Source organism: Pseudomonas sp. fls2-241-TYG-175, assembly GCF_030209155.1.
Taxonomy (GTDB): domain Bacteria; phylum Pseudomonadota; class Gammaproteobacteria; order Pseudomonadales; family Pseudomonadaceae; genus Aquipseudomonas; species Aquipseudomonas viridiflava.
The window spans coordinates 95,034-110,202 of record NZ_JARVSO010000016.1; the positions used below are offsets into that span (position 1 = coordinate 95,034).

The 15,169-nt window shown below is 59.9% G+C and carries 11 protein-coding genes and 4 tRNA genes; 4 read left to right on the plus strand and 11 right to left on the minus strand.

Annotated features, from left to right (window positions below; all coding sequences use genetic code 11):
• Positions 1 to 42: 42 nt before the first annotated feature.
• Together leuD and leuC are read right to left on the minus strand one after the other, a co-directional pair.
• Positions 43 to 684, minus strand: coding sequence for a 3-isopropylmalate dehydratase small subunit (gene leuD, locus QRN20_RS13410; RefSeq protein ID WP_004882606.1), 642 nt, complete (start codon positions 682 to 684; stop codon positions 43 to 45).
• A 10-nt stretch (positions 685 to 694) separates the two neighbouring features.
• A complete protein-coding gene (leuC, locus tag QRN20_RS13415; RefSeq protein ID WP_004882607.1) occupies positions 695 to 2,119 on the minus strand; it encodes a 3-isopropylmalate dehydratase large subunit in 1,425 nt (474 codons plus the stop codon).
• A 144-nt stretch (positions 2,120 to 2,263) separates the two neighbouring features.
• Between leuC and QRN20_RS13420 the strand changes: the two genes are divergently transcribed.
• The gene (locus tag QRN20_RS13420) at positions 2,264 to 3,121 is read left to right on the plus strand and encodes a LysR family transcriptional regulator (RefSeq protein ID WP_088234948.1); all 858 of its coding nucleotides are present in this window, start codon (positions 2,264 to 2,266) and stop codon (positions 3,119 to 3,121) included.
• A 92-nt stretch (positions 3,122 to 3,213) separates the two neighbouring features.
• Positions 3,214 to 5,412: a putative bifunctional diguanylate cyclase/phosphodiesterase gene (locus QRN20_RS13425; RefSeq protein ID WP_088234947.1), complete on the plus strand. Its 2,199-nt coding sequence runs from the start codon at positions 3,214 to 3,216 to the stop codon at positions 5,410 to 5,412.
• A gap of 43 nt (positions 5,413 to 5,455) precedes the next feature.
• Here QRN20_RS13425 and QRN20_RS13430 read toward each other — a convergent pair whose 3' ends face one another.
• The 9 genes from QRN20_RS13430 to uvrB form a co-directional block, all read right to left on the minus strand.
• Positions 5,456 to 5,899 (minus strand): Hsp20 family protein, encoded by a 444-nt coding sequence (locus tag QRN20_RS13430; RefSeq protein WP_004882612.1) that lies wholly within the window; start codon positions 5,897 to 5,899, stop codon positions 5,456 to 5,458.
• Between the two features lie 101 nt (positions 5,900 to 6,000).
• Positions 6,001 to 6,981, minus strand: a complete 981-nt coding sequence (locus QRN20_RS13435; protein ID WP_029242537.1) for a tRNA dihydrouridine synthase — start codon at positions 6,979 to 6,981, stop codon at positions 6,001 to 6,003.
• A 29-nt stretch (positions 6,982 to 7,010) separates the two neighbouring features.
• The gene (locus tag QRN20_RS13440; protein ID WP_058433012.1) at positions 7,011 to 7,472 is read right to left on the minus strand and encodes an acyl-CoA thioesterase; all 462 of its coding nucleotides are present in this window, start codon (positions 7,470 to 7,472) and stop codon (positions 7,011 to 7,013) included.
• A gap of 178 nt (positions 7,473 to 7,650) precedes the next feature.
• Positions 7,651 to 7,726: transfer RNA gene (locus QRN20_RS13445), tRNA-Glu, on the minus strand.
• A 45-nt stretch (positions 7,727 to 7,771) separates the two neighbouring features.
• Positions 7,772 to 7,847, minus strand: a tRNA-Ala gene (locus QRN20_RS13450).
• A 52-nt stretch (positions 7,848 to 7,899) separates the two neighbouring features.
• Positions 7,900 to 7,975: transfer RNA gene (locus tag QRN20_RS13455), tRNA-Glu, on the minus strand.
• A 76-nt stretch (positions 7,976 to 8,051) separates the two neighbouring features.
• Positions 8,052 to 8,127 (minus strand) — tRNA-Ala (locus QRN20_RS13460).
• Between the two features lie 187 nt (positions 8,128 to 8,314).
• Positions 8,315 to 9,796 (minus strand): glutamate--tRNA ligase, encoded by a 1,482-nt coding sequence (gltX, locus tag QRN20_RS13465; protein WP_029242539.1) that lies wholly within the window; start codon positions 9,794 to 9,796, stop codon positions 8,315 to 8,317.
• 766 nt (positions 9,797 to 10,562) lie between these two features.
• Positions 10,563 to 12,578 carry an excinuclease ABC subunit UvrB gene (uvrB, locus tag QRN20_RS13470; RefSeq protein WP_029241568.1) on the minus strand — a complete coding sequence of 672 codons (2,016 nt, stop codon included), beginning with the start codon at positions 12,576 to 12,578 and terminating at the stop codon, positions 10,563 to 10,565.
• A 385-nt stretch (positions 12,579 to 12,963) separates the two neighbouring features.
• On the opposite strand from uvrB, the gene QRN20_RS13475 reads away from it, so the two are divergent.
• A complete protein-coding gene (locus tag QRN20_RS13475) occupies positions 12,964 to 14,160 on the plus strand; it encodes an amino acid aminotransferase (RefSeq protein WP_122412548.1) in 1,197 nt (398 codons plus the stop codon).
• Between the two features lie 685 nt (positions 14,161 to 14,845).
• Complete coding sequence (locus tag QRN20_RS13480) at positions 14,846 to 15,148, plus strand: hypothetical protein (RefSeq protein WP_029242896.1); 303 nt, start codon at positions 14,846 to 14,848, stop codon at positions 15,146 to 15,148.
• Positions 15,149 to 15,169 lie beyond the last annotated feature (21 nt).

The following is a 15,169-nucleotide window of genomic DNA, read 5'->3' on the forward strand; positions in this document are numbered from 1 at the left end:
CACACGTGCTGCGTTACTCAGGAGACAGCCGCTACCCGCCTGTCAGTCGCGAAACAACCACGGTTGGCTTGCACGGTGCTTGCTCTCGAACGTCGCAATGGCATCGGCGTCCATCAGTGTCAGGCCGATGTCGTCCAGACCATTGAGCAAACAATGCTTGCGAAACGCGTCGATCTCAAAGCTCAGCACCTTGCCGTCTGGACGGGTCACGGTCTGAGCCTGCAGATCGATGGTCAGCTGATAACCCGGGCTCGCTTCAACCTGCTTGAACAGCTCATCGACTTCAGCTTCGGTCAGGATGATCGGCAACAGGCCGTTCTTGAAGCTGTTGTTGAAGAAGATGTCGGCATAGCTCGGCGCGATGATTGCGCAGAAACCGTACTCTTCCAGTGCCCATGGCGCGTGCTCGCGGCTGGAGCCGCAACCGAAGTTCTCACGGGCCAACAACACGCTGGCTCCCTGATAACGCTCGTGGTTGAGCACGAACTCATGGTTCAGCGGGCGCTTGGAGTTGTCCTGATACGGCTGACCCACATCCAGATAACGCCACTCGTCGAACAGGTTCGGACCAAAGCCGGTGCGCTTGATCGACTTGAGAAACTGCTTGGGAATGATCTGGTCGGTGTCGACGTTGGCGCGATCCAGAGGAGCGACCAGACCATTGTGCTGGGTAAAGGCTTTCATGCAGGTGTCCTCAGTGCTGGATCAAGTCGCGAACGTCGATGAAACGGCCATTGACGGCCGCTGCTGCTGCCATCGCCGGGCTCACCAGGTGAGTCCGGCCACCAGCGCCCTGTCGCCCTTCGAAGTTACGGTTGGACGTCGAGGCGCAGTGTTCGCCGGAACCCAGTCGATCCGGGTTCATCGCCAGACACATGGAGCAGCCCGGCTCACGCCATTCGAAACCGGCTTCGATGAAGATCTTGTCCAGCCCTTCCTGCTCGGCCTGCGCCTTGATGAGGCCGGAGCCCGGCACCACGATGGCCTGCTTGATGGTCGCGGCAACCTTGCGGCCCTTGGCGATATCGGCAGCGGCACGCAGGTCTTCGATGCGCGAGTTGGTGCACGAACCGATGAACACGCGATCCAGCTGAATGTCGGTGATCGGCTGGTTGGCCTTGAGGCCCATGTACTTCAAGGCACGCTCGATGGAGCCACGCTTGACCAGATCCATTTCCTGCGCAGGATCGGGCACGTTCTGATCGACAGCCAACACCATTTCCGGCGAAGTGCCCCAGCTGACCTGCGGTTTGATTTCCGCAGCGTCGAGCCTGACCACGGTGTCGAACACCGCGTCCGGGTCGGAAACCAGATCCTTCCACGCCTCTACCGCCAGATCCCACTCGGCACCTTTTGGCGCAAACGGACGGCCCTTTACGTACTCGACGGTTTTTTCATCGGTGGCCACCATGCCGACGCGGGCGCCTGCTTCGATGGACATGTTGCAGATGGTCATGCGGCCTTCGATGGACAGGTCACGAATTGCACTGCCAGCGAATTCGATGGCATAACCGTTGCCGCCTGCGGTGCCGATCTTGCCGATCACTGCGAGCACGATGTCCTTGGCGGTCACACCGAATGGCAGTTGCCCTTCGACCGACACCAACATGTTCTTCATCTTTTTGGCGACCAGGCACTGAGTGGCCAGCACGTGCTCGACCTCGGACGTACCGATGCCGTGAGCCAGCGCGCCGAAAGCACCGTGCGTCGAGGTGTGCGAGTCACCGCAGACCACGCTCATGCCCGGCAGGGTGGCGCCCTGCTCAGGGCCGATCACGTGGACGATGCCCTGACGCGGATCGTTCATCTTGAATTCGGTGATGCCGTATTCGTCGCAGTTGTCGTCCAGGGTCTGGACCTGCAGACGCGAAACCTGATCCTCGATGGCACCGATGCCGCCCTTGCGTTCCGAGGTGGTCGGTACGTTGTGGTCGGGGGTGGCGATGATCGAGTCGATGCGCCACGGCTTGCGCTTGGCAAGGCGCAGGCCCTCGAAGGCTTGTGGCGAGGTCACTTCGTGGATGATGTGACGGTCAATGTAGATCAGCGCCGAACCATCGTCGCGCTGTTTGACCAGATGCGAATCCCAGAGCTTGTCGTAGAGCGTTTTACCGGCCATTGGACGTACTTCCTCATCAGCTTTTTTATGCCTTGGGCTACGGACGTCCATGGGCCCTTGGCTTGTGTGACCATCCTATGGAATGTGCTTAAATAACTCCAATTCATATTTTTTATGCTTTGGATAACCAACTGGAATGTGACGATGGATCTCGCCAACCTGAATGCTTTTCTGGCCATCGCTGAGACCGGGAGCTTTTCCGGCGCGGGGGAACGCCTGCACCTGACGCAACCGGCCATCAGCAAACGAATCGCAGTGCTTGAGCAGCAAATCGGCGTGCGCCTGTTCGACCGCCTGGGCCGTGAGGTGAGCCTGACCGAAGCGGGCCGCGCTCTGCTGCCACGGGCCTATCAGATCACCAACGTGCTGGATGACACGCGTCGGGCGCTGACCAATCTGAACGGCGAGGTGTCCGGGCGTTTGAAACTGATCACCAGCCACCATATCGGTCTGCATCGTCTGCCACCTTTATTGCGCGAGTTCACTCGCACGTATCCGGCCGTGGCGCTGGATATCCGGTTCATGGATTCCGAAGCGGCCTATGACGAAATTCTGCACGGCCGCGCCGAGCTGGCCGTCATCACCCTCGCGCCGGAACCTCATGCACTGGTACGCGCCACTGCCGTATGGGACGACCCGCTGGACTTCGTGGCGGCACCGGAACACCCGCTGACAAACAGCGGCCCGATGAAACTGGAGGATATTGCCCGCTACCCGGCCGTGCTGCCCAGCGACAACACCTTCACCCACAAGATTGTCAGCAACCTGTGCGAGGCCCACGGCCTCAAGCCTGATATCGCGATGAGCACCAACTACCTTGAAACCATAAAAATGATGGTGTCCATCGGGCTGGCCTGGAGTGTTCTGCCACGCACCATGCTCGATGAACAGGTTGCGCGGATTCCGTTGACAGGCGTGCAACTGAATCGCCAGCTAGGCTACATCCTGCACACGGAGCGGACTCTATCAAATGCGGCCCGGGCATTCATGAAATTGTTGTAATGCGCGATACAGCGGTTGATAGTGTTTTTTTATGCGATACAGGATGCAGATCGATCGTTTTACTGGCTTTATTCATTAAAGGCTCGTGATCAATGCCCAACCTTCTGGACCCGACCATTCTGCTGGCGTCCGCACAGCCTGCAGCCGCGCCAGCGGCACAGGGCACTGTGGAACAGACCCTCAGGGAAACGCTGGATCGTCTGAATCTGGCGTTGAGTTCCGCGCAGATGGGGACCTGGGAATGGGACATTGCCACCGATCAACTGCACGCCTGCGCACGAGCCGCCCAATTGCATGGCCGCGAAGCCCGGTCACTCGATTACGACTTCACCCGCTTTCTGGCGGGCGTGCCAACGGTGGAACGTCATCGCATGCGCAGCGCCTACAAAGCGGTGGTCGCCGGTGAACAGGACACCTTCCAGCTGACTTACCGCTTTCAATTGCAAAACGGCCTGTCACGACTGCTCGAAAGCCGCGCCATCCTTTACCGCAACGCTGACGGCACGCCTTCGAGACTGGTCGGCACGCTGCTCGACATCACTCAGCAACAGGCCCAGGCCGCACTGGAGGCCAGCGAAGAGAAGTTTGCCAAGGCGTTCCACTCAAGCCCCGACTCGATCACCATCACCGAACTGGGCACCGGCCGGTACGTGGAGGTCAACGACGGTTTCTGCCGCCTCACCGGCTATACCGCGCCCGAAGTGCTGGGCAGGACGGTCCAGGAGATCGGCATCTGGACCGACCCTGATCAGCGCCAGAGCATGATCGATCAATTGCGCGACACTGGCCGCGTGCATCATCGAGAGATGGCAGGCCGCAACAAGAATGGCGATCCGCTGACCCTCGATGTGTCGGTGGAATTCATCACCCTGAACCAGACCGCCTGCCTGCTGATGAACGCCCGGGACATCGGCCAGTTGAAAAGCGCCCAGGCGCAGATCCAGCACCTGGCCTATCACGACCCGTTGACCGGCCTGCCCAACCGTGCGCTGCTCATGGACCGCCTGAGCCAACAACTGTCGCTGCTCAAGCATCACCGCCTGCGTGGCGCGCTGCTGTTCATGGACCTCGACCACTTCAAGCACATCAATGACTCCCTCGGCCACCCGGTCGGCGACAGCGTGCTGAATATCGTCTCCGCTCGGCTGGAGGCCAGCGTGCGCCTCGAAGACACCGTGGCGCGCCTCGGCGGGGACGAATTCGTGGTGCTGATCTGCGGTCTGGAAGGCTCACGTCACGAGGTGACCCAACAGGTTCAGGAGCTGTCAGACAACCTGCGCGAGCTGCTGGCGGAACCCATGTTCCTCGACGGCCATCGACTCCAGGTAACGCCCAGCATCGGCATGGTGCTGATCCCGGACGACGGTTCGACCCCTGCCGACCTGCTCAAGCGCGCCGATATCGCGCTGTATCGCGCCAAGGATTCAGGCCGCAACACCGCGCAATTCTTCCACAGCTCCATGCAAAAAGCGGTGAGCCAGCGCCTGCGCATGGAAAACGATCTGCGCCTGGCACTGACCCGTAACGAATTCCACCTGCACTTTCAGGCCCAAGTGGATTGCCGGAACCAGGCCCTCACAGGTGCCGAGGCACTGCTGCGCTGGCAGCATCCCGACTATGGCGTGCTGCCGCCCACTCAGTTCGTGCAGATCCTTGAAGAGAGCGGCATGATTCTTGAGGTGGGTAGCTGGGTGCTGGACGAGGCTTGCAAGACTGCCGGTCGCCTGCTCAAACAGGGGCTGATCGCGCACAACGGGTTCCTGATGGGCGTCAATATCAGCCCGCGCCAGTTCAGGCAGACCGACTTTGTCGCACGGGTGGAGCGCAGCCTGAAGCTGCATCAGCTGCCTGCAACCATGCTGAAACTGGAAATCACCGAAGGCATCGTCATCCAGAACCTGGAAGACACCATTGCCAAGATGCGCAGCCTGAAAAAGCTGGGGATCAGCTTTGCCATGGACGATTTCGGCACTGGTTATTCGTCGCTGACGTATCTCAAGCGTCTTCCGGTGGATACGCTCAAGATCGATCAATCGTTCGTGCAGGATGCCACCAGCGACCCCAATGACGCCGAGATCATTCGCGCGATTGTGGCGATGGCACAGAGTCTTAACCTCAATGTCATCGCCGAGGGCGTCGAAACCGTTGAGCAACTGGCGTTCCTCGAAAAACTGGGGTGCCACGTGTATCAGGGGTATCTGTTCAGCGAACCGCTGGGCGACTCGCAATTTGAAGCCCTGCTGCGACTCAAGCAGCCCGTTCGCCAGCCGAGCCTGCTCCCGGATCACTAAACGCAGAAAGGCGCCCGAAGGCGCCTTTCCGTTACAGCAGCGATCACTGCTCGATGGCTTTCTGAGTATTCAGCGGAATGCGCTTTGGCTTGGCCTCTTCGGGCACATTACGCACCAGATCGATGTTCAGCAGGCCATGGGACAGATCGGCACCCCGAACCTCGATATTGTCCGCCAGACGGAACGACAACTTGAATTCGCGCCGGGCGATGCCCTGATGCAGATAGGTCACGTTTTCGGCTTCGCGTTCGCGCTTGCCGCCAGTGACTGTCAGCACCCCTTTCTCGACCTGCAAATCAAGGTCTTCTTCCTGCATGCCTGCCGCTGCGATCACGATCCGGTACTGATCGTCGCTATGCCGCTCCACGTTGTAGGGAGGGTAGCCACTGGACGAATCATTGCGTGCCGCCGACTCGAAAAGGTCGTTGAAGCGGTCGAAGCCCACTGAGTGACGAAACAGTGGAGCCAGAGAAAATGCAGTCGTCATGATAATTCTCCTGTTAATCAGCGAGTAGTTTGCGCGACCCGGATTCGGCATCGCGTAATCCCCAAACTAGGGCCGGTCACTGACTTTTCAAGAGCGATTTTTTACGAAAAACACGACCGTTCGTCGGGCTGACTTTCGGCTGAATAACCCAGCAGAACACTGATCCGGTCGCAATCGGTTTCGCGGCGCAAGGCGTTGAACATCAGCGTCGCTTCCGGGTAACTCTTGGTCAGCAGCACCAGCCATTGCTTGAGGCGGCCCGGCGCCTGCACCAGGGTCATCTTGGCCAGGCAATCGCCCCAGAACGTGCGCAACATCGGTTGCAGCTCGGCCCAGGTCATCTCGACCACCTCCTCGCCCGCATGGGCCGCAGCAATCTGGCGGGCCAGATCGGGACGCGCTACCAGACCGCGACCGATCATGATGTCGCGGGCGCCACAGATCTCCTGACAGCGCCGCCAGTCCTCGACCGTCCAGATTTCACCGTTGGCAACGACCGGCACCTTGACCACTTCCTGAATGCGCGCGATCCACTCCCAGTGCGCCGGCGGCTTGTAGCCATCGACCTTGGTGCGCGCATGAACCACGATGCGTTCCGCACCGCCATCGGCCAGCGCCCGGGCACAGTCCAGGGCGCCGTCAGTGTTTTCATAGCCCAGGCGCATTTTCGCGGTGACGGGAATGTCGCGAGGCACGGCGCGCCGCACCTGACTGACAATGGAGTGCAGCAGGTCAGGCTCCTTGAGCAGAATCGCACCGCCCCGGGAACGGTTGACGGTCTTGGCCGGACACCCGAAGTTGAGGTCCATGACTGGCGCGCCCAGCTCACAGGCAAACGCGGCGTTCTCTGCCAGACAGACCGGATCGGACCCCAGCAACTGCAAGTGCAGCGGCACGCCTGCTGCTGTTTTGGCATCGGTGTGCAGTTCAGAGGCCATCTTGTAGTAATAGGTGGCAGGCATGACCCGCTCGGTCACCCGGATGAATTCGGTCACACACCAGTCGATGCCGCCGACGCGAGTCAGCACATTACGCAGGATGTCGTCGACCAACCCCTCCATGGGCGCCAGAGCAATTTGCATGGGTCACACTCGAAAAAAAGTCCGGCAGTTTACTGCTCGTCACCCGGATTGGGAACGCCGCCGTCCAACATTGCAGCGCCATAGCCTTCGATGAACTCTGACGGCATGCGCTTCGGGCGACCGGTGGACAGCTCGATGCAGACGAAGGTGGTTTGCGCCCGCAACAGTGTCAGGTTGTCTGAGGGACGTTTGAGCTGAAAGCAGCGCGTCATTTTCAGGCGACGATCCCAATCGACGATCCAGGTCGCGAGTTGCAGCTCATCGCCCTCGTAGGCACTGGCCAGGTAATCGATCTCGTGCCGGACCACAGCCATGGCGCGGTCCAGTCGGCGATACTCGCTGAGGTCCAGACCCAGATACTGCGAATGACGCCAGGCGCAACGCTCCAGCCAGGTAACATAGACCGCGTTGTTGGCGTGCCCCAGACCGTCGATATCATCGCTACCCACATTCAGATCGATGACGAAAGGCGTTGCCCGATCCCAGACCATGCTCGCTCCTGCTTGGGTAATTTCGTTGGCGGCAGTGTAGCTGGAATGCATGCGCGGCAAGGCATGTCTGGAGATTTTTGAAGGCAGGAGACGGGCTCGAAGAAAAAACAGAACCCTGAAAAAACAAAAGGGCCATTCAATAATCGAATGACCCTTGGTCCCGCAGAGCGGGAAATCGTGGCGTCCCCTAGGGGACTCGAACCCCTGTTACCGCCGTGAAAGGGCGGTGTCCTAGGCCACTAGACGAAGGGGACGCAAAACCTTCAGTCAGGTTCATCAGAGATGAACCCTGGCAAAATTGGTGGAGCTAAGCGGGATCGAACCGCTGACCTCCTGCATGCCATGCAGGCGCTCTCCCAGCTGAGCTATAGCCCCGGATTTATCGCCTCGCGGCGGAGTTAAACCTTCCGGCATCACTCGGTGAAACTGGCGTCCCCTAGGGGACTCGAACCCCTGTTACCGCCGTGAAAGGGCGGTGTCCTAGGCCACTAGACGAAGGGGACAAAACCTTCTACCTGATCAGAGTTGGGACTCTGATCGATTCAACACCCTGTTTTACCAGGCCTTGAACCTTGATTTTGGTGGAGCTAAGCGGGATCGAACCGCTGACCTCCTGCATGCCATGCAGGCGCTCTCCCAGCTGAGCTATAGCCCCACATCAGTGGACGGGGCGCATGTTAAGCGTGAGTCGCTAAGCTGTCAAATTTATTTTCGAGAAATTTGAAAGTTTTTCGTCGGCATAACAATCACTTACCGTTTCGGCCCGCAAATCCGAGGCCGAGTCAGCCACTGCCTGCCCTGCTCACGCAGGCACACAGTGGCTTCTTCACATCACTGATGGGTCAGGCAATGGCGCCCAGCAGTTTTTCCCACTCTTTGTTTTCTTTCTTCGAGACGCCGCCCAGCAGATCGATGGCCTGACGCAGACGAAAACGCGTCAGGTCCGGGCCGAGAATCTCCATCGCATCCAGCACCGAAACGGAGCTGGCCTGCCCGGTGATCGAGGCGAACATCAGCGGCATGGCGTCACGCAGCTTGAGACCAAGGTGCTCGACCACCGACTGGATGCAGGCGGTGATCGGGTCCTTCTCCCACTGACGCAGCGATTCCAGCTTCCACAGGATCAGTTGCATCAACTGGCGCACCTGATCGCCGGACAGCTTCTTGTGCTCGAACAATTTCACGTCCGGCGTGACACCACCGGCGAAGAAGAAGCTGGCCAATGGCGCGATCTGACTGAACGTCTCGACGCGGCCCTGCACGTGCGGTGCGATCTTCATCATGTACTCGGGGTTCAGCGCCCAGTTCTGCACACGAGCGGCAAACTCCTCGACCGGCAGCTCACGCAGCCACTGACCGTTGAGCCAGGACAGCTTCTCGATATCGAAAATCGGACCGCCCAGCGACACGCGGGACAGGTCGAAGTGCTCGACCATTTCCTGCAGCGAGAACTTCTCGCGCTCGTCCGGCATCGACCAGCCCATGCGGCCCAGGTAATTGAGCATGGCTTCAGGCATGAAGCCCATGCGCTCGTAGAAGGTCACCGAGGTCGGGTTCTTGCGCTTGGACAGCTTGCTCTTGTCCGGGTTACGCAGCAGCGGCATATAGCACAGCTGCGGCTTGTCCCAGCCGAAGTATTCGTACAGCAGAATCAGTTTCGGGGCCGAGGGCAGCCACTCTTCGCCACGCAGCACGTGGGTGATGCCCATCAGGTGGTCATCGACCACGTTGGCCAGGAAGTAGGTCGGCAGACCGTCGGTCTTCATCAGGACCTGCATGTCCATGCGGTCCCACGGGATTTCCACTTCGCCGCGCAGCAGATCCGGTACCACGCAGACGCCTTCGGTCGGCACCTTCATGCGGATGACGTGCGGCTCGCCAGCGTCCAGACGACGCTGCACTTCCTCTTTGGAAAGCAGCAGCGCACGGCCGTCATAACGCGGGGTCTCGCCACGGGCCATCTGCTCGGCACGCATTTCGTCCAACTCTTCTGCGGTGCAGAAGCACGGGAAGGCATGGCCCATTTCGACCAGTTGCCGGGCGTACTTCTGGTAAATCTCGCCCCGCTCGCTCTGCCGGTACGGACCGTGCGGTCCGCCAACGTCCGGACCTTCGCTCCACTCGATGCCCAACCAGCGCAATGCGTCGAAAATCTGCTGCTCAGACTCACGGGTCGAACGCAGCTGATCGGTGTCTTCGATGCGCAGGATAAACTCGCCACCGTGCTGCTTGGCAAAGCAATAGTTGAAAAGTGCAATGTAAGCCGTGCCAACGTGAGGGTCGCCCGTGGGCGATGGCGCGATGCGGGTACGAACGGTGGTCATGGAAAATCCCGAAATAAGGTCGATCAAGCGAGGAATGTTAACAGGCCCGGGGGGTTGGGCTCCAGCGCGGGTGCTGGCAGATCAGTGATCGTTACCACTCTGCGCTCATCGTTATACAAAGTCCGCCTCCACACTGATCGTGCCCATCGCTCCGCGTGGACATGCATCCCGTGACGCTCCGCGTCACAAATGGCACGGATTGCGGATTCAGTGAGCCGGGCGCATGAAGTGGATAACGCTGGAGCTTGGGCACACATCTGCGCCACATTCCAGAGCGGACGCGGAGCGTCCTGGGCGGCATTCCCACGCAGAGCATGGGAACGATCATTGCGCGATATTGATCGTGCCAATGCTCCGCGTTGGCATGCATCCCGTGACGCTCCGCGTCGCAAATGGCACGGATTATGGCTCCAGTAAGCCGGGTGCCTGACGTGGATAACGCTGGAGCTTGAGCACACATCTGCGCCACATCCCAGAGCGGACGCGGAGCGTCCTGGGAGGCATTCCTACGCAGAGCGCTCATCGTTATACACAAATCGACCTGAAGGAGTGCGGTATCTGAAAGTGGGAGCGGACTTGTCCGCGAATACTGCGTTTCAGACGCTGCATCTTCACCGTATGTACCAGCTTTCGCGGACAAACGGAACGCCGCCCGGTCCGCTCCCACGGTCGATATAATGCTCGCATCCAGATGCTCATTGCGACTTGTGTATAACGATGAGCGCAGAGCGCGAAAACGATCAGTGTGCAGCGAGCCGACGCTGCGTCACACCGCCAGCAAGCGCTCGCGCAGTTTGCCGATTTCGTCGCGCATCTGTGCTGCGGCCTCGAACTCCAGATCGCGGGCCAGCTGGTACATCTTCTCTTCCAGTTGACGGATGCGCTTGGTGATTTCGCTGGGCGAGCGCAGTTCGTTTTCGTACTTGGCGTTTTCCTCGGCGGCCTTGGCCATGCCTTTGCGCTTCTTGCTGCGCGAGCCCGGCACGGTGGCGCCTTCCATGATATCGGCCACGTCCTTGAACACACCTTTTGGCGTGATGCCATGCTCAAGGTTGAACGCGATCTGTTTCTCTCGACGACGTTCAGTCTCGTTGATCGCCCGCTCCATGGAGCCGGTGATCCGGTCGGCATACAGAATTGCCCGGCCATTGAGGTTACGCGCCGCCCGACCGATGGTCTGGATCAACGAACGGTCGGAACGCAGGAAGCCTTCCTTGTCGGCATCGAGAATTGCCACCAGCGACACTTCCGGCATGTCCAGACCTTCGCGCAGCAGGTTGATGCCCACCAGCACGTCAAAAGTGCCCAGACGCAGGTCACGAATGATCTCGACCCGCTCCACCGTATCGATGTCCGAGTGCAGGTAACGCACCCGCACGCCATGGTCGCTGAGGTAATCGGTCAGATCCTCGGCCATGCGCTTGGTCAGCGTGGTGACCAGCACCCGCTCGTCGATGGAGGCACGCTTGTTGATTTCCGACAGCAGGTCATCGACCTGGGTCAGCGCCGGGCGAATCTCGATCTGCGGGTCCACCAGACCGGTCGGACGCACCACCTGCTCGACCACACGCCCGGCATGCTCGGCTTCGTACTTGCCCGGAGTCGCCGAGACAAAAATGGTTTGCGGGCTGACGTTCTCCCACTCTTCGAAACGCATCGGCCGGTTGTCCAGCGCGGACGGCAGACGGAAACCGTATTCCACCAGGGTTTCCTTGCGCGAACGGTCGCCTTTGTACATGGCGCCGACCTGCGGCACGCTGACGTGGGACTCGTCGATCACCAGCAAGGCGTCCGGCGGCAGGTAGTCGTACAGTGTCGGCGGCGGCGCGCCGGTCGGGCGGCCCGACAGGTAGCGTGAGTAGTTCTCGATACCATTGCAGTAGCCCAGCTCCAGAATCATCTCCAGATCGAACCGGGTGCGCTGCTCGAGACGCTGGGCTTCGACCAGCTTGTTCTGGCTGCGCAGGTATTCCAGACGTTCACCCAGCTCGACCTTGATGCCTTCCATCGCGTCCAGCAGCGTTTCGCGGGGCGTGACGTAGTGGCTCTTGGGGTAGAAGGTGAAGCGCGGCAGCTTGCGAATCACCTCACCGGTCAGGGGATCGAACGCCGACAGGCTCTCGACCTCGTCGTCGAACAGCTCGACGCGGATCGCTTCCAGATCCGACTCGGCCGGATAGATGTCAATCACATCGCCCCGCACCCGGAAGGTCGCGCGCGCAAAGTCCATGTCGTTGCGGGTGTATTGCAGGTCAGCCAGACGGCGCAGCAAGGCGCGCTGATCCAGTTTGTCGCCCCGGTCGATGTGCAAGACCATGCGCAGGTAGGTTTCGGGGCTGCCGAGACCGTAGATGCACGACACGGTGGTCACGATGATCGCGTCCTTGCGTTCCAACAGTGCCTTGGTCGCGGACAGACGCATCTGCTCGATGTGATCGTTGATCGACGCATCCTTCTCGATGAAGGTGTCGGACGACGGCACATAGGCTTCCGGCTGGTAGTAGTCGTAGTACGAGACGAAATATTCGACGGCATTGTTCGGAAAGAACGCCTTGAATTCGCCATACAACTGCGCCGCCAGGGTCTTGTTCGGCGCCAGCACCAGGGTCGGGCGCTGCACCTGAGAGATGACGTTGGCGATGCTGAACGTCTTGCCCGAACCCGTCACACCCAGCAGGGTCTGGTGCGCAAGTCCGGCGTCAATCCCTTCGACCAGTTGGCGAATGGCCTCGGGCTGATCACCAGCGGGCTCAAAACGGGTAACGAGCTGGAACTCGGACATAACCTACCTCTTGAATTCGTTCGCGTCGGGGTTCGCGACAAGGACTCGTCTGCGCGGCCTGTGCCGGCAATGACGAAAACACCACCGACGACTCATCCCGTCAATGGGAGACGACGTGCGGCAGTGGCAGTGCTTGAAGTGATGCACATTAAATGGAGACGTTTGCGCATGTTTCAAGGCGCTCATTTCACCAGTGGCTACATCATTGAGGTTTCAACGGGACGAACGTTCTGCAAATAAACCGAAAAACCTTGAAAAAACCCGCCCTGCCCTGTCGCCCCTCAGGGGGATGCTCTTTATACTAGGTCCCCGTTTGTGCACCGCTTTGGCGCATTCGGCCGCGGCGTGCATACCCCTCCCTCCTTCATTCAGAGCTGCCGCAAAAATGAGCCTCTTCTCCGCTGTCGAAATGGCGCCCCGCGATCCTATCCTGGGTATCAACGAAGCATTCAACGCCGACACTCGCACCACCAAGGTCAACCTTGGCGTGGGCGTCTACTGTGACGAAGACGGGCGCATTCCTCTGCTGCGCGCAGTGGCTGAAGCCGAGAAGATCCGTGTTGCCCAGCACGCGCCACGTGGCTATTTGCCGATCGACGGTATCGCGGCCTACGACCTGGCCGTGCAGAAGCTGTTGCTGGGCGCCGACTCGCCATTGATCGCGTCGGGCCGTGTTCTGACCACCCAATCGGTCGGTGGCACTGGCGCGCTGAAGATCGGCGCAGACTTCCTCAAGCAACTGCTGCCAAACGCCGTTGTGGCCATCAGCGACCCGAGCTGGGAAAACCACCGTGCGCTGTTCGAAACCGCAGGCTTTCCGGTTCACAACTATCGCTACTACGACGCTGCCTCCCACGACGTGAACCGTGGCGGCATGCTCGAAGACCTGAAAAACTTGCCTGACCACTCCGTGGTCGTGCTGCACGCCTGCTGCCACAATCCGACCGGCGTCGACCTGAATCTGGAAGACTGGAAAAAGGTCCTGGAAGTGGTCAAAGCCAAGGGTCACGTGCCGTTTCTGGACATGGCCTATCAGGGTTTCGGCCAGGGCATTCAGGAAGACGCCATCGCCGTGCGTCTGTTCGCCGAGTCCGGCATGACCTTCTTCGCTTCCAGCTCGTTCTCCAAGTCGCTGTCGCTTTACGGCGAGCGCGTCGGTGCGCTGTCGATCATCACTGAATCGAAAGAAGAGACCGCCCGCGTCCTGTCCCAGGTCAAGCGTGTGATCCGCACCAACTACTCCAACCCGCCGACCCATGGCGCAATCATCTCCGCAGCTGTGCTCAACGACCCGGCGCTGCGTGCCATGTGGGAAGAGGAACTGGGCGAAATGCGCGTGCGCATCCAGGGCATGCGCAAGGCGATGGTCGAGCGTCTGGCCGACAACCCGGCCGGTCAGGACTTCAGCTTCGTCGGCCGTCAGTGCGGCATGTTCTCCTACTCCGGCCTGACCGCCGAACAGGCCCAGCGCCTGCGCAGCGAGTTCGGCATCTATGCGCTGGACACCGGCCGTATCTGTGTCGCGGCGTTGAACCAGAAGAACATCGACGTGGTGTGCGACGCGATCAAGAAGGTGTTGTAAGAGGGAACTGATAATGCTCACTCCGCGTGAGCATGCATCCTGTGACGCTGCGTCACATCACGGCCGGACGCGGAGCGTCCTGAGAGGCGTTACCACGCTGGAGCGTGGTAACGATCAGGGATCTCAAGCGCACTGATCGTGCCCATCACTCCGCGTGGGCATGCCGCCCGTGACGCTCCGCGTCACAGATGGCACGGATTGCGGATTCAGTGAGCCGAGCGCCCGACTCAGGTCACCTTTGCGCCCTTACGGCGCGCTACTTTGAGGGACCAAAGTAGCCAAAGTCCTTAGCTCCGGTTCCGGCCCCGGCTTCGCCGAGGTTCCTTCGTCCTGACACTGATTCGGGGGTCGCTGCAAATGGGCCATCCATGGCCCAGTGCAGCTCAATCGGCATCCATGCCGATTGCCCCCCGAATCAGCGCCAGGACTCAGCCTTCACCCACGTCGCAATCGGCGGTGTCCGCACTATCGCGTAAAAAAGCACGGCAGTGCCGCTGTCGAACTGGATAGCCAGACGACTTGTGAATAACAATGAGCGCTGGAGCGTGGGAACGATCAGGGATCTCAAGCGCACTGATCGTGCCCAGTCAGCCCGCATACCACTCGGCAATCCGATCGAACGATCCCTCTCCCCAAGACCTCGAAAGTCTGTCAGCCATTTATGAAGCAGACTTTCGAGGTATTCATGTCTACCGAACCGCAACGGCAAAAAGAACAGGCACCCGGTCAGCACACGCCGCCGGACCAGGGCACGGAACGCAACGATCCGGCCATCGATCCGCAAGAGCCGGATGCTGTACCGGATTCGAGCGAGCATGACGGTCAGCGTCAGAATCAACAGCAAAGTCAGAGCCAGAGCCAATCGCAAGGATCGTCTGAAAAAAGCGCCTACGTGCCTGACTATGAGCCGCAGGAGAAGCCTCAGACTCAACGTAATCATCAGCCGACTCAGGGCGTTGATGCCGATATCGATACTCAGGGCGGTTGAAGCCTTGTGCTTGGCAGGTGA